This is a genomic window from Pseudomonas sp. SWRI179 (assembly GCF_014268705.1).
In the GTDB taxonomy this organism is placed as follows: Bacteria; Pseudomonadota; Gammaproteobacteria; order Pseudomonadales; family Pseudomonadaceae; genus Aquipseudomonas; species Aquipseudomonas zanjanensis.
In genome coordinates, this window is sequence record NZ_JABWRA010000082.1 from 1 (window position 1) to 17,950 (window position 17,950).

19 protein-coding genes are annotated in these 17,950 nt (G+C 60.6%); 12 read left to right on the top strand and 7 right to left on the bottom strand.

Annotated elements, in window-relative coordinates; translation table 11 throughout:
* Nucleotides 1–279 precede the first annotated feature (279 nt).
* A complete protein-coding gene (locus tag HU767_RS27135; RefSeq protein WP_186730960.1) occupies nucleotides 280–1,710 on the top strand; it encodes an IS1182 family transposase in 1,431 nt (476 codons plus the stop codon).
* A gap of 629 nt (nucleotides 1,711–2,339) precedes the next feature.
* Complete coding sequence (locus HU767_RS27140) at nucleotides 2,340–2,648, top strand: class I SAM-dependent methyltransferase (RefSeq protein ID WP_186730961.1); 309 nt, start codon at nucleotides 2,340–2,342, stop codon at nucleotides 2,646–2,648.
* Between the two features lie 17 nt (nucleotides 2,649–2,665).
* Here the strand turns inward: HU767_RS27140 and greB are convergent, their stop codons facing one another.
* From greB to HU767_RS27155, 3 genes are read right to left on the bottom strand one after another with little or no spacing between them, the layout of a single operon-like run.
* Nucleotides 2,666–3,163, bottom strand: coding sequence for a transcription elongation factor GreB (greB, locus tag HU767_RS27145; RefSeq protein WP_003199337.1), 498 nt, complete (start codon nucleotides 3,161–3,163; stop codon nucleotides 2,666–2,668).
* A 34-nt stretch (nucleotides 3,164–3,197) separates the two neighbouring features.
* Nucleotides 3,198–5,702 (bottom strand): ABC transporter permease, encoded by a 2,505-nt coding sequence (locus tag HU767_RS27150; protein ID WP_186730962.1) that lies wholly within the window; start codon nucleotides 5,700–5,702, stop codon nucleotides 3,198–3,200.
* Nucleotides 5,702–6,385 carry an ABC transporter ATP-binding protein gene (locus HU767_RS27155; protein WP_060738553.1) on the bottom strand — a complete coding sequence of 228 codons (684 nt, stop codon included), beginning with the start codon at nucleotides 6,383–6,385 and terminating at the stop codon, nucleotides 5,702–5,704. The genes HU767_RS27150 and HU767_RS27155 overlap by 1 nt, the downstream gene beginning before the upstream one ends.
* Nucleotides 6,386–6,395: 10 nt before the next feature.
* Here HU767_RS27155 and HU767_RS27160 point away from each other — a divergent pair, with 10 nt between their 5' ends.
* The 3 genes from HU767_RS27160 to HU767_RS27170 all read left to right on the top strand — a co-directional run bounded on the left by HU767_RS27160 (nucleotide 6,396) and on the right by HU767_RS27170 (nucleotide 8,561).
* The gene (locus tag HU767_RS27160; RefSeq protein ID WP_186705364.1) at nucleotides 6,396–7,001 is read left to right on the top strand and encodes an arylesterase; all 606 of its coding nucleotides are present in this window, start codon (nucleotides 6,396–6,398) and stop codon (nucleotides 6,999–7,001) included.
* Nucleotides 7,002–7,057: 56 nt separating this feature from the next.
* On the top strand, nucleotides 7,058–7,351 hold the full coding sequence (locus HU767_RS27165) for a hypothetical protein (protein WP_003199347.1): 294 nt from the start codon (nucleotides 7,058–7,060) through the stop codon (nucleotides 7,349–7,351).
* Nucleotides 7,352–7,589: 238 nt separating this feature from the next.
* The gene (locus tag HU767_RS27170) at nucleotides 7,590–8,561 is read left to right on the top strand and encodes a L,D-transpeptidase family protein (RefSeq protein ID WP_186705363.1); all 972 of its coding nucleotides are present in this window, start codon (nucleotides 7,590–7,592) and stop codon (nucleotides 8,559–8,561) included.
* Nucleotides 8,562–8,701: 140 nt separating this feature from the next.
* Here the strand turns inward: HU767_RS27170 and oprI are convergent, their stop codons facing one another.
* The gene (gene oprI, locus HU767_RS27175) at nucleotides 8,702–8,953 is read right to left on the bottom strand and encodes an outer membrane lipoprotei OprI (RefSeq protein WP_003183784.1); all 252 of its coding nucleotides are present in this window, start codon (nucleotides 8,951–8,953) and stop codon (nucleotides 8,702–8,704) included.
* A 634-nt stretch (nucleotides 8,954–9,587) separates the two neighbouring features.
* Between oprI and HU767_RS27180 the strand changes: the two genes are divergently transcribed.
* Complete coding sequence (locus HU767_RS27180) at nucleotides 9,588–9,869, top strand: GNAT family N-acetyltransferase (protein ID WP_186705362.1); 282 nt, start codon at nucleotides 9,588–9,590, stop codon at nucleotides 9,867–9,869.
* Between the two features lie 153 nt (nucleotides 9,870–10,022).
* Here HU767_RS27180 and HU767_RS27185 read toward each other — a convergent pair whose 3' ends face one another.
* The gene (locus HU767_RS27185; protein WP_003199364.1) at nucleotides 10,023–11,099 is read right to left on the bottom strand and encodes a 3-deoxy-7-phosphoheptulonate synthase; all 1,077 of its coding nucleotides are present in this window, start codon (nucleotides 11,097–11,099) and stop codon (nucleotides 10,023–10,025) included.
* Nucleotides 11,100–11,366: 267 nt separating this feature from the next.
* On the opposite strand from HU767_RS27185, the gene HU767_RS27190 reads away from it, so the two are divergent.
* The 4 genes from HU767_RS27190 to cysB all read left to right on the top strand — a co-directional run bounded on the left by HU767_RS27190 (nucleotide 11,367) and on the right by cysB (nucleotide 14,930).
* Nucleotides 11,367–12,320 carry a putative 2-dehydropantoate 2-reductase gene (locus tag HU767_RS27190; protein WP_186730963.1) on the top strand — a complete coding sequence of 318 codons (954 nt, stop codon included), beginning with the start codon at nucleotides 11,367–11,369 and terminating at the stop codon, nucleotides 12,318–12,320.
* Nucleotides 12,321–12,342: 22 nt separating this feature from the next.
* Nucleotides 12,343–13,248 carry a 5'-nucleotidase gene (locus HU767_RS27195; RefSeq protein WP_186705359.1) on the top strand — a complete coding sequence of 302 codons (906 nt, stop codon included), beginning with the start codon at nucleotides 12,343–12,345 and terminating at the stop codon, nucleotides 13,246–13,248.
* 96 nt (nucleotides 13,249–13,344) lie between these two features.
* A complete protein-coding gene (locus HU767_RS27200) occupies nucleotides 13,345–13,845 on the top strand; it encodes a universal stress protein (protein WP_186705358.1) in 501 nt (166 codons plus the stop codon).
* Nucleotides 13,846–13,955: 110 nt separating this feature from the next.
* Nucleotides 13,956–14,930, top strand: a complete 975-nt coding sequence (gene cysB, locus HU767_RS27205) for an HTH-type transcriptional regulator CysB (protein WP_003199376.1) — start codon at nucleotides 13,956–13,958, stop codon at nucleotides 14,928–14,930.
* A 7-nt stretch (nucleotides 14,931–14,937) separates the two neighbouring features.
* Here cysB and HU767_RS27210 read toward each other — a convergent pair whose 3' ends face one another.
* Both HU767_RS27210 and HU767_RS27215 read right to left on the bottom strand, forming a co-directional pair.
* Nucleotides 14,938–15,420, bottom strand: a complete 483-nt coding sequence (locus HU767_RS27210) for a GreA/GreB family elongation factor (protein ID WP_186730964.1) — start codon at nucleotides 15,418–15,420, stop codon at nucleotides 14,938–14,940.
* A 1-nt stretch (nucleotide 15,421) separates the two neighbouring features.
* Nucleotides 15,422–15,808 (bottom strand): cytochrome b/b6 domain-containing protein, encoded by a 387-nt coding sequence (locus tag HU767_RS27215; RefSeq protein ID WP_186730965.1) that lies wholly within the window; start codon nucleotides 15,806–15,808, stop codon nucleotides 15,422–15,424.
* Between the two features lie 121 nt (nucleotides 15,809–15,929).
* Here HU767_RS27215 and earP point away from each other — a divergent pair, with 121 nt between their 5' ends.
* Nucleotides 15,930–17,063 carry an elongation factor P maturation arginine rhamnosyltransferase EarP gene (gene earP, locus HU767_RS27220; RefSeq protein WP_186730966.1) on the top strand — a complete coding sequence of 378 codons (1,134 nt, stop codon included), beginning with the start codon at nucleotides 15,930–15,932 and terminating at the stop codon, nucleotides 17,061–17,063.
* Between the two features lie 48 nt (nucleotides 17,064–17,111).
* The gene (locus HU767_RS27225) at nucleotides 17,112–17,681 is read left to right on the top strand and encodes an elongation factor P (protein ID WP_003199385.1); all 570 of its coding nucleotides are present in this window, start codon (nucleotides 17,112–17,114) and stop codon (nucleotides 17,679–17,681) included.
* Nucleotides 17,682–17,950 lie beyond the last annotated feature (269 nt).

The following is a 17,950-nucleotide window of genomic DNA, read 5'->3' on the forward strand; positions in this document are numbered from 1 at the left end:
TCTTGCTCTTGCTCTTGCTCTTGCTCTTGCTCTTGCTCTTGCTCTTGCTCTTGCTCTTGCTCTTGCTCTTGCTCTTGCTCTTGCTCTTGCTTTGGATCTTGATCTTGATCTTGATCTTGATTTGGACGCCCCGTTAAACCACGCTGGCCGAACGCAGGCATTGTGGAGTGGGCATCCCGGCATGGATGCCGGGATAGCCGCGCTGGGCCCAGAGTGTGTAAAAACTCCGAAGCCAACCCTTGCTATGATTTCCCCAGGACTTCATTGCAAGGGCTGCCCATGAAACGCTTCATCCAAGGTGAACACCGAGATCAAACTACCTTGCTCCCCGAGAGCTTGGACGACTACGTCAGCGATACCAATCCGGTGCGCGTTGTCGATGTCTTCGTGGATGAGCTCGACCTGATCAACTTGGGTTTTGAAAGCGCTGTCCCCGCTAAAACAGGCCGACCGGCTTATCATCCTGCAGTCATGCTGAAGATCTACATCTACGGCTATCTCAACCGTATCCAGTCAAGCCGGCGCCTTGAGCGCGAGGCGCAGCGCAACGTCGAGCTGATGTGGCTGACCGGTCGCCTGATGCCGGATTTCAAGACCATCGCCAACTTCCGCAAAGACAATGGGAAGGCCATTCGAGGAGTCTGTCGGCAGTTCGTCGTGTTGTGTCAACAACTGGGGCTCTTCTCGGAACACTTCGTTGCCATCGATGGCAGTAAATTCAAGGCGGTGAACAACCGCGACCGCAATTTTACCAGCGCCAAGCTGAAGCGTCGGATGGAAGACATCGAGTCAAGCATCGCCCGTTATCTGAAGGCCCTGGATGAGGCTGATCGGGAAGAGCCCAAGTCTTCAGGGCCCAAAGGCGGCCTGGAAGAAAAAATTGCCAAATTAAAGGAACAGATGAAGGCGCTCCAGGCGATTGAAATACAGCTTGAAGCATCGCCGGACAAACAGATCTCGCTGACCGACCCGGACGCGCGCTCGATGATGATGACGAGCGGTCATGGCATCGTGGGCTACAACGTGCAGACAGCAGTCGATACCAAACACCATTTAATCGTCGCGCACGAGGTGACCAATGTCGGTCACGACCGTGATCAGCTTAGCTCGATGGCCCAGCAAGCCCGTGAGGCGATGCAAATCGAATCGTTGTCGGTGGTGGCGGACCGAGGGTATTACAAAAGCGGAGAAATCCTGGCCTGTCACGAGGCAGGAATCACAGCTTATGTGCCGAAAACGCTGAGCTCGCGGGCCAAATTTGATGGCCGCTTCGGCAATGACGAGTTTGTTTACGACGCGGAAAAAAATGTGTACGTCTGCCCCGCCAAGCAAGTGCTGATCTGGCGCAACTTTTACGTCGACAAGGGCAAGAAGCTGGACGTTTACTGGCACTCCAACTGCAGAGCCTGCCCAATAAAGGCGCAATGCACACCGGCCAGAGAGAGAAAGATTCGGCGCTGGGAACACGAGGCGGTACTGGAGGAAATGCAGGCCCGCCAGAACAATGAGCCGCAGATGATGATCATCCGCAAGAGAACGGTCGAGCACCCCTTCGGGACGCTGAAGCAATGGATGGGGGCGACTCATTTTCTGACGCGACGGCTGGCTGGGGTGAGCACCGAAATGAGCTTGAATGTGCTCGCTTACAATTGGAAAAGAGTGATGGAAATCCTAGGTGCGCAAGGTCTGATGAAGGCGCTGACGGCCTGAAAGCCTGCGGTTTTGCCCCGTTAATCAAGCCTACTGAGCCTTGCTAGCGCTTGTAGGGGCCGTTTGGAGGTACAGGAGCGCTTTAGGTTTTTATCAGTTGGCCAACACCTGTCGGCACGACGTGCCGACGATGTTTTTATCGGTTTTTACACACTCTGGGCCATGGATGGCCCTTCGCGGCGGCCCACGGAGCAATGCCGGAGTGAGGGCATGCCGAGCCTAAGCGAGGCACCGAGTGGTGGGGCAAAGCGTTTTTGGTTACTTTTGGCGCTCTTCCAAAAGTGACCCGCCGTCAGGGCGGAACCCTAAGCCGCCGTTACCGCAGCAACGGATATGTACCCAACCCCAAACAAAAGCGCTCTCCCTCCCTCAGAAAAGCGCACTTCCTGACGTAAACAGCATTACGTTCTGTCAGCGTCTTTTATGGAGAGTGATTCTTGACACTGACCAGTCAGCTTCTCTAGGATGCCGCTCATGCGCCGATTTAAACAGCTACTTGCGGGGCGCCAGGTGACTCATCCAGTCGCCGATAGAAGCCGGAAAAACACGGCTTCGAAATACCGCTAAAGCGCTGGTTCGGTGTTGCCTCTCACCTGCCATGCAGACTTTTGAGGCAGAGACACGACACGATGAACGCACCCAGTCCCCTTGTACGTCTTGCGCCGATCACGGCGAACCTAGTGCAGCGCAACCCGAAAATTCTCCTGGGCGGCACCCACCAGCCAACACTCTTGCGTTACCTTGACGGCTGGCCACGTCGCAACCACGGGCCTGCTGCTTTCCTGATCCAATTCGTCGAAGACGGTGAGTCACTGGCACGTTTTACCAATGACAGCTTCGACCTGGCTGTCATCCAATCCCCCAGCACGGCGGACGCTCCCGAAATGATCCGGCAACTGACCCGTGTTGCACGGCAGGGCCTGATCACTCGCCGCTGAGGCGAGGATTACGGATATTACGGATACGCGATGTCGACGATGTAGACCCGCTTCTCACCTGTGGGCGTCTGGACGCTGACCTCCGCGTCCAAGGCCTTGCCGATCAGTGCCCTGGCCAACGGCGAGTCAATGCTGATCAGGTTCTGTTTCAGATCCAGCTCGTCCGGGCCAACAATGCGATAGCGTGATTCCTTGCCGTCCTCATCTTCGACCGTGACCCAGGCGCCGAAATAAACCTTGTTTGGATCGCTGGGTTTTTCACTGACCACCTTGAGCGCCTCGAGGCGCTTGGTGAGGAAGCGCACGCGACTGTCGATTTCCCGCAGCATTTTCTTGCCGTAGGTGTATTCGGCATTTTCCGAGCGATCGCCCTGGGCCGCTGCCTCGCTGACCGCCTGGGTCACCTGGGGACGGCGCACATGCCACAGCTCATGGAATTCGGCGCGCATCCGCGCTTCACCCTCGGGGGTGATCAGCGCGGTGCCGGCGGTGCGGGGTGGGCGATAACGGCTCATGGCAACTTCTTGTGATAGCGAAGCCGGGAGTCTATCAACCCTCGCGCAATACTGTCAGCGGGCTGGCGTTGAGCGCCCGACGGGTACCAAACACCCCGGCCGCGCCGATCAACAAGGCCCCCAACAGCGGCAATACCAATAGCCATGGATGCGGGTGCCAGGGCAGGTCGAAGGCGTACCGGTAAAGCACCAGGCTCACCAGCTCCGAGCCCAGGGCCGCCAGTAGGCCGCTGACCGCCCCCAACAGGCCGAATTCGATGCGTCGGGCCTTGACCAGCAGGGGGCGTTCGGCGCCCAGTGCGCGCAACAGCGCGCCTTGGCGAATCCGCTCGTCGAGGGTGGCCTGCAGGCCGGAAAACAGCACCGCCATCCCCGCCGCCAGTACAAACAACAGCACGTACTCCACGGCCAGGGTCACCTGGGCCAGGATGCTGCGCAGTTGTTCGAGCAGGGCTTCGACTTGCAGGATCGTCACCGCCGGGAAGGCCCGGGACAGGTCGACGATTTGTTGGTCGTGACCCGCCGCCAGGTAGAAGCTGGTGAGGTAGGTCGCCGGCAGGTCCTTCAATGTGCCGGGCTGGAAGATCATGAAGAAGTTGGGCTGGAAATTGTCCCAGTTGATTTCCCGCAAGCTGGTGACCTTCGCCTCACGGTTGACGCCGCCCACGCTGAAGACCAGGCGATCGCCCAGCTTGATCTTGAGGTTTTCGGCCACTTTGCCTTCCACCGAAACCCCCGGGACATCGTCCGGTGGCTGCTGCGGCCACCAGGTCCCGGCGGTGACGACGTTGCCCGCCGGCAGGTCCGCGGCCCAGGTCAGGCTCAGGTCGCGTTGCAGTGCCCGGTCACCCGCCGAATCCTTGGTGACGAACTCCGTGGCCGGTTCGCCATTGATGCTGATCAGGCGCCCGGGTACCACGGGGTAGAGCGGGGCTGATTGCGCGGACAATTCCAGCAGCTTGTCGGTGAAGGCCTGCTTGTCGTTGGGCAGGATGTTGAGGGCGAAATAGTTCGGCGCATTCTTGGGCAACTGGTTTTGCCAGGTGTCCAGCAACTCGCCGCGCAGCAGCGCGATCAACGCCATGGACAACAGGATCAGGCCGAACGCCAGGGCCTGGCCGGCCGCCGCCAGGGGATGACGCAGCAATTGGCCGAGGCCCAGCCGCCAGGGCAGGGCGGCGCGGGCCAGCAGGCGACGCAGGCTCTGGAGCAACAGCAACAAGAGGCCGCCGAGCACCAGCGCGGCAACGACACCACCGCCCAACAGGGCGAAGGTCAGCACCAGGTCCAGGCTCAGGCGCCACATGATCAGGCCCAGGGCGCCCAGTGCGGCACCGTAGATCACCCAGGAGCTGGAGGGGATTGGCAGCATGTCCCGGCGCAGCACACGCAACGGCGGCACTCGCCCCAGCGCAGCCAGTGGCGGCAAGGCGAACCCCGCCAACGCCACCAGCCCGGTGCCGATTCCGGCAATCGCCGGCAGCAGGCCGCCGGGCGGAACGGTGGTAGGCAGCAGGTCATGCAGCAGGGCGAACAGGCCCAATTGGGCGACCCAGCCGAGCAGTGCGCCGCTGATGCTGGCGAGCAGGCCCAGCACCGTCAATTGCAGGCTGAACAGCACCATGGTTTCCCGGCGGGACAGGCCCAGGCAGCGCAGCAGCGCGCTGGCGTCGAAGCGTCGGGTGGCGAAGCGGTTGGCCGAAAGCGCGACGGCCACACCGGACAACAACACCGCCACCAGACTGGCCATGTTCAAGTAGCGCTCGGCCTTGCCCAGGGCGCCGCCGATCTGGCGGTTGCCGTCGCGGGCATCCTGCAGGCGCTGGTTGGGTTCAAGCCCAGGCTTGACCAGGTCGCGGTAGGTTTGCAGGGCCGGTGCCGGGCCGCGCCACAGGTCGCGATAGCTGACACGACTGCCCGGTTGCACCACGCCGGTGGCCTCCAGGTCCTTGAGGTTGATCAGTACCCGCGGGGTGAGGCTGTAGAAGTTGCCGGCGCGATCGGGTTCATAGGTCAGCACCCGGGCCAGGCGCAGGGTCTGGTTGCCGACGTCGATGCTGTCGCCGATCTTCAGGTCCAGTGCCGTCAACAGCCGTGCCTCGACCCAGGCCTCGCCAGGGTTCGGACGTCCGCCGGTTTCTTCCGGGGCGAACGGGGCAGGGGTGCTTTTCAGCTCGCCGCGCAATGGGTAGCGGTCATCGGCCGCCTTGACGCTGGACAGCTGGATGCCATTGTCGGTGGCCACGACACTGGAGAACTCCACCACCCGGGCATGTTCCAGGCCCAATTCGGTGCCGCTGCGGATCTGCTCCGGGCGGGCCGGCGAGCTGCCTTCGAGCAGCAGGTCGGCGCCGAGGAATTCGGTAGCGCGCATCATCATCGCGCCGTTGAGGCGGGCACCGAAGTAGCCGATGGCGGTGCTCGCCGCCACCGCCACCAACAGGGCGAAGAACAACACCCGCAACTCACCGGCGCGGGCATCGCGAAGCAATTGACGGACAGCGAGGCTGAACAGGCGCAACAGCGGCAGACGTGCCATCAAGGCTCCAGAGGGGCGACCATCTCGCCGGCTTCAAGTCGGATCAGGCGCCGGCAGCGATGGGCCAGGCGTTCATCATGGGTGACCAGCACCAGGGTCGTACCGCGTTCCTTGTTCAGTTCGAACAGCAGGTCGCTGATGCGCTCGCCAGTGTGGCTATCGAGGTTGCCGGTGGGTTCGTCGGCAAACAGCACGTCGGGCTCGGCGGCAAAGGCGCGGGCAATCGCCACCCGTTGCTGTTCACCACCGGAGAGCTGGCGCGGCGAATGGGTCAGGCGCTGGCCCAGGCCGACGCGCTGCAACAGTTGCGTGGCGCGTTCGCGGGCATCCTTGCGGCCGTCCAGCTCCAGCGGCAGCATGACGTTTTCCAGTGCATTGAGGCTGTCGAGCAACTGGAATGACTGGAAGACGAAACCGACATGCTCGGCGCGGATCCGCGCCCGCTGGTCTTCATCCAACGCGCTGAGGGCCTGCCCGGCGAGCGTGACCTCGCCGCTGCTGGGCAGGTCGAGGCCGGCCAGCAGGCCCAGGAGGGTGGATTTGCCGGAACCGGACGCGCCGACGATGGCCAGGCTGTCGCCCTTGTTCAGTTCCAGGCTGAGTTCATGCAGGATGGTCAGTTCACCTTCCGCGCTGGCGACCACTTTGCTAAGGTCCGTCGCGGTGAGAATGCTTGAGCCCATGGAGAATCCGATGCGTGTGTGGTTTTTGAGTGCCGGCCTGGCCTTGATGTGCATGGTCCAGAACGCAGCGGCGGGTACAGTCCTGATCGTTGGCGATAGTATCAGCGCGGCTTTCGGCCTGGATACCCGGCAGGGGTGGGTGTCGTTGCTCGAACAACGGCTCAAGGCCGAGGGTTTTGACGATAAAGTGGTCAATGCCTCCATCAGCGGCGACACCAGCGCCGGAGGCCAGGCGCGGCTGCCGGCGCTGCTTGCAGCCCATAAACCGGACCTGGTGATCCTGGAGCTGGGCGGCAACGATGGCTTGCGTGGACAACCGCCAACACAATTGCAACAAAACCTTGCAGCGATGATCGACAGCGCCCGCGCCAGCGGTGCGAAGGTACTTTTGCTGGGTATGCAATTGCCGCCCAACTACGGACGGCGCTACACCGATGCCTTCGCTCGGGTCTACAGCACCCTGGCCGAGGAGAAGAAAGTCCCGCTGGTGCCGTTTTTCCTCAAGGACGTCGGTGGCGTTCCGACCATGATGCAGAGTGACGGATTGCACCCGTCCGTCGCGGCCCAGGGCAAGTTGCTGGAAAATGTCTGGCCGACGCTGAAACCGCTGCTTTGACGCTTTTCTACCGGCGGGCTTTCGGCTAATGTGGCGCCCCCGATTTGGAGCCCCCGATGCCGCGTCCCGCCTGGTCCCTGTTTGCCTACCAACTGATCGAGCCTGACGAGCAGTTGGACCTGTTCGCCTGCCAGGAAGTACGGGTGCACCTGGTGACCCGGCAGTTGGAACTCGGTGGCTCGGCCGACCGGACCCTCTGCGGCAGCCTGTTGCCGGCCCAGCCGCGCTGGTCGAGCGTCGATCGCAAGATTTTCCAGGATCATCGCCTGTGCTCGCTGTGCCGGGCGATCCTGGAATCCCAAAAGCGCGGCACCTCGCCGATCTGGCCGGAGCTGCGGTTCGAACTTTAATCCCCGAATTCTAGGTATTGCCTTTGTGGGAGCGGGCTTGCTCGCGAAGGCGGCACATTCGACATCAACGCAAGCAGACCCACCGCTTTCGCGAGCAAGCCCGCTCCCACAGGGTTCCATTTCAATTTCCAGACATGCTGCGCATCGGACGCCTCCGTACCGCTCTCCCCGAAATAACAGGTGGCAGTGTACAATCGCCGTTTTCATACCCCAGTTCGATCTGCGAAGGATTTCCCGGATGTTGCCGCGCTTGCCTGCCGTCGCCCGCTGCCTGTCTCTTGCCGCCCTGTGTATGGCGGGCCCCGTTGCCGCCCTGGAGCTGCCCCTGCCACCGCCGGGTGAAGACATCATCGGCCAGGTGCAGGTCATCAAGGCCAAATACGAAGACACCTTCGCCGACCTGGGCACCGCCTATGACCTGGGCTACAGCGAGATGGTCGCTGCCAACCCGGGGGTTGATCCCTGGTTGCCGGGCACTGGTACCGAGATCGTGTTGCCCACTCGCTTCATCCTGCCGCCGGGCCCGCGCGAGGGCATCGTGATCAACCTGGCCGAGTACCGTCTCTACTATTTCCCCAAGGGGCGGAACGTGGTCTACACCTTCCCGCTGGGGATTGGCCGTGAGGGCTGGGGCTCGCCAATCGCCCACACCAGCATCATCGCCAAGACCCCGAACCCGACCTGGACTCCGCCCGCGTCGATCAAGGCCGAACACGCCGCCGACGGCGACCCGTTGCCGAATGTCGTGCCTGCCGGCCCTGATAACCCGCTGGGTCCTTTCAAGTTCACCCTGGGCACCCCGGGCTACCTGATCCACGGTTCGAACAAGAAGTTCGGCATCGGCATGCGCACCAGTCACGGTTGCTTCCGGATGTTCAACAACAACGTACTGGAAATGGCCGGCATGGTGCCGGTGGGCACGTCGGTGCGGATCATCAACGACCCCTACAAGCTGGGCTTGAGCGGCGGCAAGGTGTATCTGGAAGCGCATACGCCGCTGGACGACAAGGGCAACCCGTCGGTGGTGGACAAGCACACCGCCGTCATCAACGCGATGCTCAAGCGCGAAGACATCACCAGCAACCTGCGCATGAACTGGGACGTGGTGCGGGACGTGGTCGCGGCCGAAGATGGCCTGCCAGTGGAAATCGCAGTTCCAAATACCTCGGCACCGATGGTTTCGAGCGCGCCGATCGACCTGCAGCAGTAAAAGCTTGAAAGCAACCCGCCGACGTTTCGCGATGTCGGCGGGTTTTTTATCGCCTGGTAAAACACCAGTCAATAGCTCTTGAATCCAAAAAAAAAGCCGACCCAAGAATGGGTCGGCTCGATAACAATCCCGAAGGACTATTACTTGCGGCTAGCTTTTTCCAGCATGCGCAGAGCACGCTCGTTAGCTTCGTCAGCAGTCTGTTGTGCTTTTTGAGCAGCAGCCAGAGCTTCATCAGCTTTACGGTAAGCTTCGTCTGCACGAGCCTGGGAGCGAGCTGCTGCGTCTTCGGTAGCAGTCAGACGTGCTTCGGTTTCTTTCGATGCGCTGCTGCAACCGGTAGCCAGAACTGCGGCCAGGGCCAGAGCAGAGAATTTCAGAACGTTGTTCATCGGTTTCCCCTTCAAGGACTTTCTATTAGTGACTGTCTCCCCAGACTGAGGAGTTAGCCGGCGTACATACTACCCATTACTTGTAGTAAGTAAACTGACGTAGCGCAAGAAGCAAAAAAATTGTAGGCGGTGATTCTTTTTCGAGCAACTTTTCTGAGGGTTGTTTAAAAAATATACAGGCCAAAGCCCTTGCCTGGAGCGCGTCGACGAAAAAAAGTTCCGTGGCCGGGTGAACTCTCGCAGACCTCGCTAACGTCGTTGTTTATTGATTCACCTACACTTTTGTACATTTTTTGTGCAGCGCTCCGGGCATCTTTATTGGTATTGGCGGTGACTTTAACTACGCGCGCTCGTCTCAAGACTCAACAACTGGCGATGTTCAGCTATTGCACCGTGACCGACTACAGCGCGACGATGGCGCTCAATCGATAAACCCGACCAGGTTCACCCCTTCGATGACAGGCGTGCCTTGAGCATTTGCGTCATTGGTGCCTACTATTCACGACGTGCTCGGGTTTGGGCGGATCGGTTTTGGCGCTCGGTGACCAGGAAGGCACGGGGTGGCGTAGAGGTTCCTTCGCCGGAAAAACATCGGTAAGGTAGGGGTCGGCATTCAGACCCGCGAGGAGTAGTGATGAGCGAGGCGGTTACCATCCACCATGACCAGGCTGGTCATCAGTTCGAGACCAATGTGGACGGTCATCGTGCCTATCTGACCTACATGGACCTGGGCAAGCAGACCCTGGACATCTATCGTACCTTCGTGCCCAACGCCCTGCGCGGCAGGGGGATTGCAGCGAAGTTGACCGAAGAGGCGCTGAAGTACGCTGAAGAAATGGGCTACACGGTGATCCCGTCCTGCTCCTACGTGGAGCGCTACATGGAGCGTCACCAGCGGCACGCGGCGAAGCTCTGAGAAAACGGATTCCCAATAAAAAACGCCGGGCTGAGAAGCCCGGCGTTTTTTATTTCTGGTGGAGCAAGGATCGCAGGCTTCGCCAGCTCCTACATACCCCAAATATGCGTAGGAGCGTGTAGGAGCTGTCGAGTGCAACGAGGCTGCGATCTTTTAGCCACGCTGCCGCTTAGGCAATACATCCTTGAGCTTGGCATGCATGCTGCGCAGGGTGTTCTCGGTCGCGCTCCAGTCGATGCAGGCATCGGTGATGGAGACGCCGTATTGCAAGTCGGCGAGGTCTTTCGGAATGGCCTGGCAGCCCCAGTTCAGGTGGCTTTCGACCATCAGGCCGATAATCGACTGGTTGCCTTCCAGGATCTGGTTGGCCACGTTTTCCATGACCAGCGGTTGCAAGGCAGGGTCCTTGTTGGAGTTGGCGTGGCTGCAATCGACCATGATGTTCGGTTTGATCTTGGCTTTGTTCAGTGCCTGCTCGCACAGGGCAACGCTGACCGAATCGTAGTTCGGCTTGCCGTTGCCACCGCGCAGCACCACGTGACCGTAGGCGTTGCCCTTGGTGGTGACGATCGACACGCCACCTTCCTGGTTGATGCCCAGGAAACGGTGCGGGCTGGAAACCGATTGCAAGGCGTTGATCGCCACGGTGAGGCCACCGTCGGTGCCATTCTTGAAGCCTACCGCCGACGACAGGCCGGAGGCCATTTCGCGGTGGGTCTGGGATTCGGTGGTACGCGCGCCGATGGCCGACCAACTGATCAAGTCCTGCAGGTACTGCGGCGAGATCGGGTCGAGGGCTTCGGTGGCGGTGGGCAGGCCCATTTCCGCCAGGTCCAGCAGCAACTGGCGACCGATGTGCAGGCCGTCCTGGATCTTGAACGAGTCATCCAGGTACGGGTCGTTGATCAGGCCTTTCCAGCCGACGGTGGTCCGAGGTTTCTCGAAATACACGCGCATGACCAGGTACAAGGTGTCCGATACTTCCGCGGCCAGCACTTTCAGGCGCTCGGCGTATTCGTGGGCGGCCTTGATGTCGTGGATCGAGCAGGGGCCGATGACCACGAACAGGCGATGGTCGGTGCCGTCCAGGATGTTGCGAATGACTTCCCGGCCCTTGGTCACGGTGCGCAGGGCAGCGTCGCTCAAGGGAATATCGCGCTTGAGCTGGTCAGGCGTGATGAGGGTCTCGTTGGAGGCGACGTTAAGGTCGTTGATCGGTAAATCAGCCATCGTGTTACTCGTCAGGTCACGGGTGCCGGCCGCCAGCGATCCCCGCGCGGCGGTGCACAGCGGATTTTAAGCGCGTCGGGGAGCCGAACCTTATCGCGTTACGAGGTGGCTCGACAATGGGCTGGGACGGGTTTAATGCCCTACAGGCTGGGGAAAAGGCCCTGGAGGTGGCTCTGCAACAGTTTCGTCAGCAGATGTAATGAGGATTGCATGCCGTGCCGCTCGCGCTGATAGTGTGCAGGAACTTTTACCAGGAGAGTTGCAACGATGCAGGCAGGCGCTAAACCACGGATCGGGATGATCGGCACCGGGGCGATTGGCGGGTTCTACGGGGTGATGCTGGCGCGTGCCGGTTTTGACGTGCACTTCCTGTTGCGCAGCGAATTTGCCGCCGTGGCCGAAGCCGGTTTGCGGATCGACAGCGCGGTCCACGGTGCGCTGGCCCTCCACCCGGTCCAGGCCTATCCCTCGGCAGCCGACATGCCGCCCTGCGACTGGCTGCTGGTCGGCGCCAAGACCACCAGCAATGCCGACCTGGCCCCGGCCATTGCCCAGGCGGCCGCTGATGGGGCCAAAGTCCTGCTGCTGCAGAACGGCCTCGATGTCGAGGACGACCTTCGACCGTTGCTGCCCGACTCGTTGCACCTGCTGGGTGGCCTGTGCCTGATCTGCGTGCATCGCGTCGGCCCTGGCGTCGTCGCCCATCAGGCACTTGGCGCGGTCAACGTCGGTTATCACAGCGGTCCTTGCGCCGATCAGGCGCAACGCATGGCGATCGTCGAAGAAGCGACGACGATGTTCCGCAGCGCCGGTATCGACGCCCAGGCCATGCCCGGCCTGCAACAGGCCCGCTGGCAGAAGCTGGTGTGGAATGTGCCGTACAACGGCCTTTCGGTTCTGCTGGGCGCCAGTACTACGCCGTTGATGGCCAACGACCATAGCCGCGAATTGATCCAGGCGCTGATGGGGGAGGTGGTTCGCGGTGCCCAAGCCTGCGGGCATCAGATCGCGCCGGGTTATGCCGAGTACCTGTTCGCGATGACCGAGAAGATGCCCGACTACTGGCCGAGCATGTACCACGATTATTCCCACAAGCGTGCGCTGGAACTGGACGCGATCTATGGCCGGCCATTGGTGGCGGCGAAAGCGGCAGGGTGTGAGCTGCCGAAAATCGAAGCCTTGTATCAGGCGTTGGCGTTCATGGATCGAAACAACCGCTGAGCGGGCGAAAGGGGGGAGCGGCATGGCAAACAACATCGACGACAAATTGGTGCTGGCGATTTCGTCGCGGGCGCTGTTCGACCTGAGGGAAAGCCACAAGGTGTACCTGTCGAGTGGCGTCGAGGCCTATCGGCAATATCAGATCGAGCATGAAGACGAAGTCCTGGCGCCCGGTGACGCGTTCGCCCTCGTGCAGAAACTGCTGGACCTCAACGAGCACCTGGGGCGTGCCCGGGTCGAGGTGATCCTGGTCTCACGCAACAGTGCCGACACCGGCCTTCGGGTGTTCAACTCCATTCATCACTATGGGCTGGCCATTTCACGCGCGGCCTTCGTTGGCGGCCGTAGCCCTTACCCGTACCTCAAGGCTTTCGGCTGCGATCTGTTTCTGTCCACTCACGCTGAAGACGTGCGCAGCGCCCTGGACGCTGGCTTTGCCGCGGCGACCATCCTGTCGGGTGGTGCCAGTCGCGCCGCTAGCGGGGAATTGCGCATCGCCTTCGACGGCGATGCCGTGCTGTTTTCCGATGAGTCGGAGCGTGTCTATCAGACCGGTGGTCTGGAGGCATTCCAGGCCAGCGAGCGACAGGCCGCCCGCGAGCCGCTGCGGGGCGGGCCGTTCAAGGGCTTCCTGGCGGCGCTCAATGCGCTGCAACGTGAGTTTCCCGAGGACGCCTGCCCCATCCGCACGGCGCTGGTGACGGCCCGTTCGGCACCGGCCCACGAGCGGGTCATCCGGACGTTGCGTGAATGGGACATCCGTCTGGATGAGTCGTTGTTTCTCGGCGGCCTGACCAAATCGGCCTTTCTGGAGGCCTTCGCCGCCGATGTGTTTTTCGATGACCAGACGGGCCATTGCGAACTGGCTCGGGAGGTGGTCGCCACCGGTCACGTGCCCCATGGCATCAGTAACGAAATAAAGCCCTGACGACCTCGGGGCCGGGACGTCAGGCCGCACGTCGCAGTCTCCAAGGCGCTGCTAAGCTGAATCAATCTCCGCCATTCTGGCACTCGAGGAGGTCACATGATTCGTTCGATGCTGTACGCCACAGACTTGGGTCTCTACGCCCCTTATGTGATGCAGCATGCCTTGGCGTTGGCACGGACGTTTGAAGCCGAGTTGTATGTGGTGCATGCGGTAGAACCGATGGGGCTGTTCGCCGAATCGGTGTTGCAAAGCTATCTCGACGAGCAAGCGCTGAACGAATTCCATCGCCAAGGTCTGAGTACGGTGATGGCCAATATCGAACAGCGGGTGCTCGACAATTTCCGCGAGGAATTGGGGGACGGGCAACAGGACTTGAAACTGATCAAATCGGTCAGGGTGTACCAGGGCGATCCTTCCCAGGTCATCCTGGAGCAGGCTGCGAAACTCTCCGTGGATTTGTTGATCGTGGGCAGTCATTGCCAAGGAGCGAGCGGTGAAACCCCCTTGGGCAGGACCGCTGCGCGGGTATTGCAGTTATCCCGGGTGCCAGTCTACCTGGTCCCGCTGGTGCAGCGCCGACGCCAGGGCGAGGCCTGAGGCTAAATGATGGCGTTCTATAAAAAGTTCTAGATTTATTGTCGTGACCTTCCATATAGTTATATACCGTCGCTGATGCCCGTGGCGTCCAACTGCTTTGAGGGATACATATGAAGCTTCAACAACTGCGCTACATCTGGGAAGTGGCGCACCACGACCTCAACGTTTCCGCTACTGCCCAAAGCCTCTACACGTCGCAACCCGGCATCAGCAAGCAGATCCGCCTGTTGGAAGATGAACTGGGCGTCGAAGTCTTCGCCCGCAGCGGCAAGCACTTGACCCGCGTGACCCCGGCGGGTGAGCGCATCATCACCACGGCCGGCGAGATCCTGCGCAAGGTCGAGAGCATCAAGCAGATCGCCCAGGAATTCTCCAACGAGAAAAAAGGCACCCTCTCGATCGCCACCACTCACACCCAGGCTCGTTATGCGCTGCCGCCGGTGATCAGCAATTTCATCAAGCAATACCCGGACGTGGCGCTGCACATGCACCAGGGGTCGCCGATGCAGATCGCCGAGATGGCGGCCGATGGCACGGTGGATTTCGCCATTGCCACCGAGGCCCTGGAGTTGTTCGGTGACTTGGTGATGATGCCGTGCTATCGCTGGAACCGCTGCGTGGTCGTGCCCCAGGGCCATCCGTTGACCAAGCTGCCCAAGCTCACCCTCGAAGCCCTGGCCGAATACCCGATCGTGACCTATGTATTCGGTTTCACCGGTCGTTCCAAACTCGACGAAGCCTTCAGCCACCGTGGCCTGACGCCGAAAGTGGTGTTCACCGCCGCCGACGCCGACGTGATCAAGACTTACGTTCGCCTGGGCCTGGGCGTGGGCATCGTCGCGAAGATGGCCGTCGATACCAAGCTCGACAGTGACCTGGTGGTGTTGGATGCCAGCGAATTGTTCGAATCCAGCGTGACCAAGATCGGTTTCCGTCGTGGCACGTTCCTGCGCGGTTTCATGTGTGATTTCATCGAGAAATTCGCGCCGCACCTGACCCGTGAAGTCATGGCCAAAGCCATCCAGTGCCACAACAAGCAGGAACTCGAAGAGTTGTTCGACGGTGTCGAGCTGCCGGTGCACTAAGGCCCTTCTAGATCGCCTCGGTGACAGCGAACTGTTGCCGGGCGCCCCCTACGACGATTTCCACCTCATCCCCTTCGAACTTGCCCAAAAGGCCGCGGCCCAGCGGTGAGCGAGGGGTGATGACGGTGATCGGCTGGCCCACCAGCGAAACCTTCAAACCCGCCGCATCCGGCCCCAAAAAGAGCCATTGCTGGCGGCCGTCCTCATCTTCCAGGCCGATCAACGTGCCGACCTGAATGCCTCGCTCCTCGTCATAGGGCCTTAAGGCCAGGTTCTGGCAGAGGGCGAGGGCCTGGCGGATTTCTTCCACGCGCCTGGCTTGTCCGGCGGCGAGATAGGACGCCTCCAGGCCCAGGGTGTCGTATTTGTTCTCGGCGATGTTTTCTTCGTGGGTCGCGGTTTCGTAGGCGGTCTGCGCGGCGCGTTCGGCGATGTCGAGATCAATCTTGAGCTTGTCGAGAATCAACTGGTGGACGGTCTGTTTGTTCATATCATTCGCAGAATTGCAGGACGTTGGCGCGGCTTTTTTCACTGGGCGCATTCTGGTCCTGCTGCAACCAGAACTGGCACTTGGGGTTGGACAGGTTGCGCGGATTGCTCCTGGCCTGATCGAGCGCCTGGCGCTGCTCGTTCCTTTGCAGGTTCTGCTGGTACTGCTCGAACATGGGGGCGGGCGGTTCCGGGGCCGGTTGCACCGCCGGCGGTTGCGCCAATTGATGGACGGCGGCGGCCACGGGCGCCAGTTGTTCGTCGAACAGGAACTTTGACAGCAGCCAGCCGGTCAGGACGATGGCGAGAAACCCCAACCATAGGCCCAGGGCAATACTGGCCGCCAATTTCAAAGCGCTGAGACGTGGGGCTGGGGAGTGATCGGGCATGGCTGCTTCCTGGCAGGGGCATGGGCAGGCGGTGATTGTCGCATGAAGATTAATCGCCGTCGGCTCTTCTGCGCGATCGGTTTATTCGGGACAATCAGGCCTTTGTCACAGGGAGTCGAGAATGGCTGTGCGCTGGGATATTTTTTGCACCGTCGTCGATAACTATGGCGACATCGGTGTCACTTGGCGCCTGGCTCGGCAACTGGTGGCCGAGCACCAATGCGCGGTGCGGCTCTGGGTTGACGATCTACGCGCCTTCGAACGGCTGTGTCCGGAAATCGATATCACCCTGTCCGAGCAATGGCAGCAGGGCGTACAGGTGCGCCACTGGCCTGCGGTCTGGCCGGCTACCGAGGCCGCCGAGGTGGTGATCGCCGCGTTTGCCTGCCAGTTGCCGAGTGCCTACATGGAGGCGATGGCCGAGCGCCCGACCGCGCCCTTGTGGATGAACCTCGATTATCTGAGCGCCGAGGACTGGGTGATCGGTTGCCACGGCTTGCCGTCGGTCAAGTACAAACACGTGCAGAAATACTTCTTTTTTCCGGGCTTTCGGGAGGGAACAGGTGGTTTGCTGCGTGAGGCCGGTTTGCTGGAGCGTCGTCGGCAATTCCAACAGGATGCCGAGGCACAACGTATTTTCCTCCAGGGATTGGGCATCGAGCGGGCGCCGGAGACGTGCCTGATCTCGCTGTTTGCCTATGAAAACGCAGGTTTGGCGAGCTGGTTTGACGCAATGGCAACCGATGCCCAGGCGTTCCATGTGCTGGTTCCCGAAGGTCGGGTGTTGGGCGATGTCGAGCGTTGGCTCGCTGTCGAAGGCCTGAAAGCCGGTGCGCTGCATCGACGCGGCGCGCTGACGGTGCAGGTGCTGCCGTTCGTCCGCCAGGATCAGTACGACCACTTGCTGTGGTGCTGTGATTTCAATGCCGTGCGCGGCGAGGACTCCTTCGTGCGCGCCCAATGGGCCGGCCGTCCGCTGCTCTGGCATATCTACCAGCAGGAAGAGGACGTCCACCTGGAAAAACTCGAGGCGTTTCTCACCCTCTACAATCAGGGGCTTTCGCCAGCCGCGCAAAAAGCGACCGGTGGTCTGTGGCGGGCCTGGAATGCCGGCCAGGACATGGCCGAACATTGGAAAGCCAGCCGCGAACAGCAGCCGGAACTGCTCGAACACGCCCAGGCGTGGTGTCTGGAACAGGCCTCGCGACCCGATCTTGCCGCAGCGCTGGTGCAGTTTTATGTAAATTGGATATGATACGCGGCCTAGATTTTTGTAAATCCCATCCAAATTCGGATATTCGCAATGAAAACTGGTAAAGAACTGAAACCCGGGACCGTGATCCGTCTCGAAAACGATCCTTGGCTGGTTCAGAAAGCTGAGTTCACCAAGTCGGGTCGTAACAGCGCGATCATGAAGACCAAGCTGAAGAACCTGCTGACCGGTTACAAGACCGAGATCGTCTACAGCGCCGACGACAAACTGGACGATGTGATCCTCGACCGCAAAGAAGCGACCCTGTCCTTCATCAGCGGCGACACCTACACGTTCATGGACACCACTGACTACACCATGTACGAGCTGAACGCCGAAGACATCGAAAGCGTTCTGCCGTTCATCGAAGAAGGCATGACCGACGTCTGCGAAGCCGTGTTCTTCGAAGAGCGCCTGGTTTCCGTAGAGCTGCCGACCACCATCGTGCGTCAGGTTGACTACACCGAAGGCTCCGCTCGCGGTGACACGTCCGGCAAGGTGATGAAGCCTGCCAAACTGAAGAACGGCACCGAGCTATCGGTTGCTGACTTCATCGAAATCGGCGACATGATCGAGATCGATACCCGCGAAGGCGGTTCCTACAAAGGCCGCGCTAAATAAGCGAAGCCTTCTGTATAAAAAAGCCCGACCATTGAGTCGGGCTTTTTTATATTTCTATTTCGACCCGGCCCCTGTGGCGAGGGAGCTTGCTCCCGCTGGGCTGCGTAGCAGCCCCACCCCAGGCAACTCGGTCATCCAGTCATACCGCATTGACCCGATGACGACTGCTACGCAGCCGAGCGGGAGCAAGCTCCCTCGCCACAAAAGCTTCGGCGTGCAGCCACTTCAGCTTCGGCGTGCAATTACTTCAAGTGTTGCTTGAGCTCTTG

Excerpts from the sequence above, each read along its gene's own strand:
- HU767_RS27135 (WP_186730960.1), top strand. The coding sequence starts at position 280 with ATGAAACGCTTCATCCAAGGTGAACACCGAGATCAAACTACCTTGCTC.
- HU767_RS27140 (WP_186730961.1), top strand. The coding sequence starts at position 2,340 with ATGAACGCACCCAGTCCCCTTGTACGTCTTGCGCCGATCACGGCGAAC.
- greB (WP_003199337.1), bottom strand. The coding sequence starts at position 3,163 with ATGAGCCGTTATCGCCCACCCCGCACCGCCGGCACCGCGCTGATCACC.
- HU767_RS27150 (WP_186730962.1), bottom strand. The coding sequence starts at position 5,702 with ATGGCACGTCTGCCGCTGTTGCGCCTGTTCAGCCTCGCTGTCCGTCAA.
- HU767_RS27155 (WP_060738553.1), bottom strand. The coding sequence starts at position 6,385 with ATGGGCTCAAGCATTCTCACCGCGACGGACCTTAGCAAAGTGGTCGCC.
- HU767_RS27160 (WP_186705364.1), top strand. The coding sequence starts at position 6,396 with ATGCGTGTGTGGTTTTTGAGTGCCGGCCTGGCCTTGATGTGCATGGTC.
- HU767_RS27165 (WP_003199347.1), top strand. The coding sequence starts at position 7,058 with ATGCCGCGTCCCGCCTGGTCCCTGTTTGCCTACCAACTGATCGAGCCT.
- HU767_RS27170 (WP_186705363.1), top strand. The coding sequence starts at position 7,590 with ATGTTGCCGCGCTTGCCTGCCGTCGCCCGCTGCCTGTCTCTTGCCGCC.
- oprI (WP_003183784.1), bottom strand. The coding sequence starts at position 8,953 with ATGAACAACGTTCTGAAATTCTCTGCTCTGGCCCTGGCCGCAGTTCTG.
- HU767_RS27180 (WP_186705362.1), top strand. The coding sequence starts at position 9,588 with ATGAGCGAGGCGGTTACCATCCACCATGACCAGGCTGGTCATCAGTTC.
- HU767_RS27185 (WP_003199364.1), bottom strand. The coding sequence starts at position 11,099 with ATGGCTGATTTACCGATCAACGACCTTAACGTCGCCTCCAACGAGACC.
- HU767_RS27190 (WP_186730963.1), top strand. The coding sequence starts at position 11,367 with ATGCAGGCAGGCGCTAAACCACGGATCGGGATGATCGGCACCGGGGCG.
- HU767_RS27195 (WP_186705359.1), top strand. The coding sequence starts at position 12,343 with ATGGCAAACAACATCGACGACAAATTGGTGCTGGCGATTTCGTCGCGG.
- HU767_RS27200 (WP_186705358.1), top strand. The coding sequence starts at position 13,345 with ATGATTCGTTCGATGCTGTACGCCACAGACTTGGGTCTCTACGCCCCT.
- cysB (WP_003199376.1), top strand. The coding sequence starts at position 13,956 with ATGAAGCTTCAACAACTGCGCTACATCTGGGAAGTGGCGCACCACGAC.
- HU767_RS27210 (WP_186730964.1), bottom strand. The coding sequence starts at position 15,420 with ATGAACAAACAGACCGTCCACCAGTTGATTCTCGACAAGCTCAAGATT.
- HU767_RS27215 (WP_186730965.1), bottom strand. The coding sequence starts at position 15,808 with ATGCCCGATCACTCCCCAGCCCCACGTCTCAGCGCTTTGAAATTGGCG.
- earP (WP_186730966.1), top strand. The coding sequence starts at position 15,930 with ATGGCTGTGCGCTGGGATATTTTTTGCACCGTCGTCGATAACTATGGC.
- HU767_RS27225 (WP_003199385.1), top strand. The coding sequence starts at position 17,112 with ATGAAAACTGGTAAAGAACTGAAACCCGGGACCGTGATCCGTCTCGAA.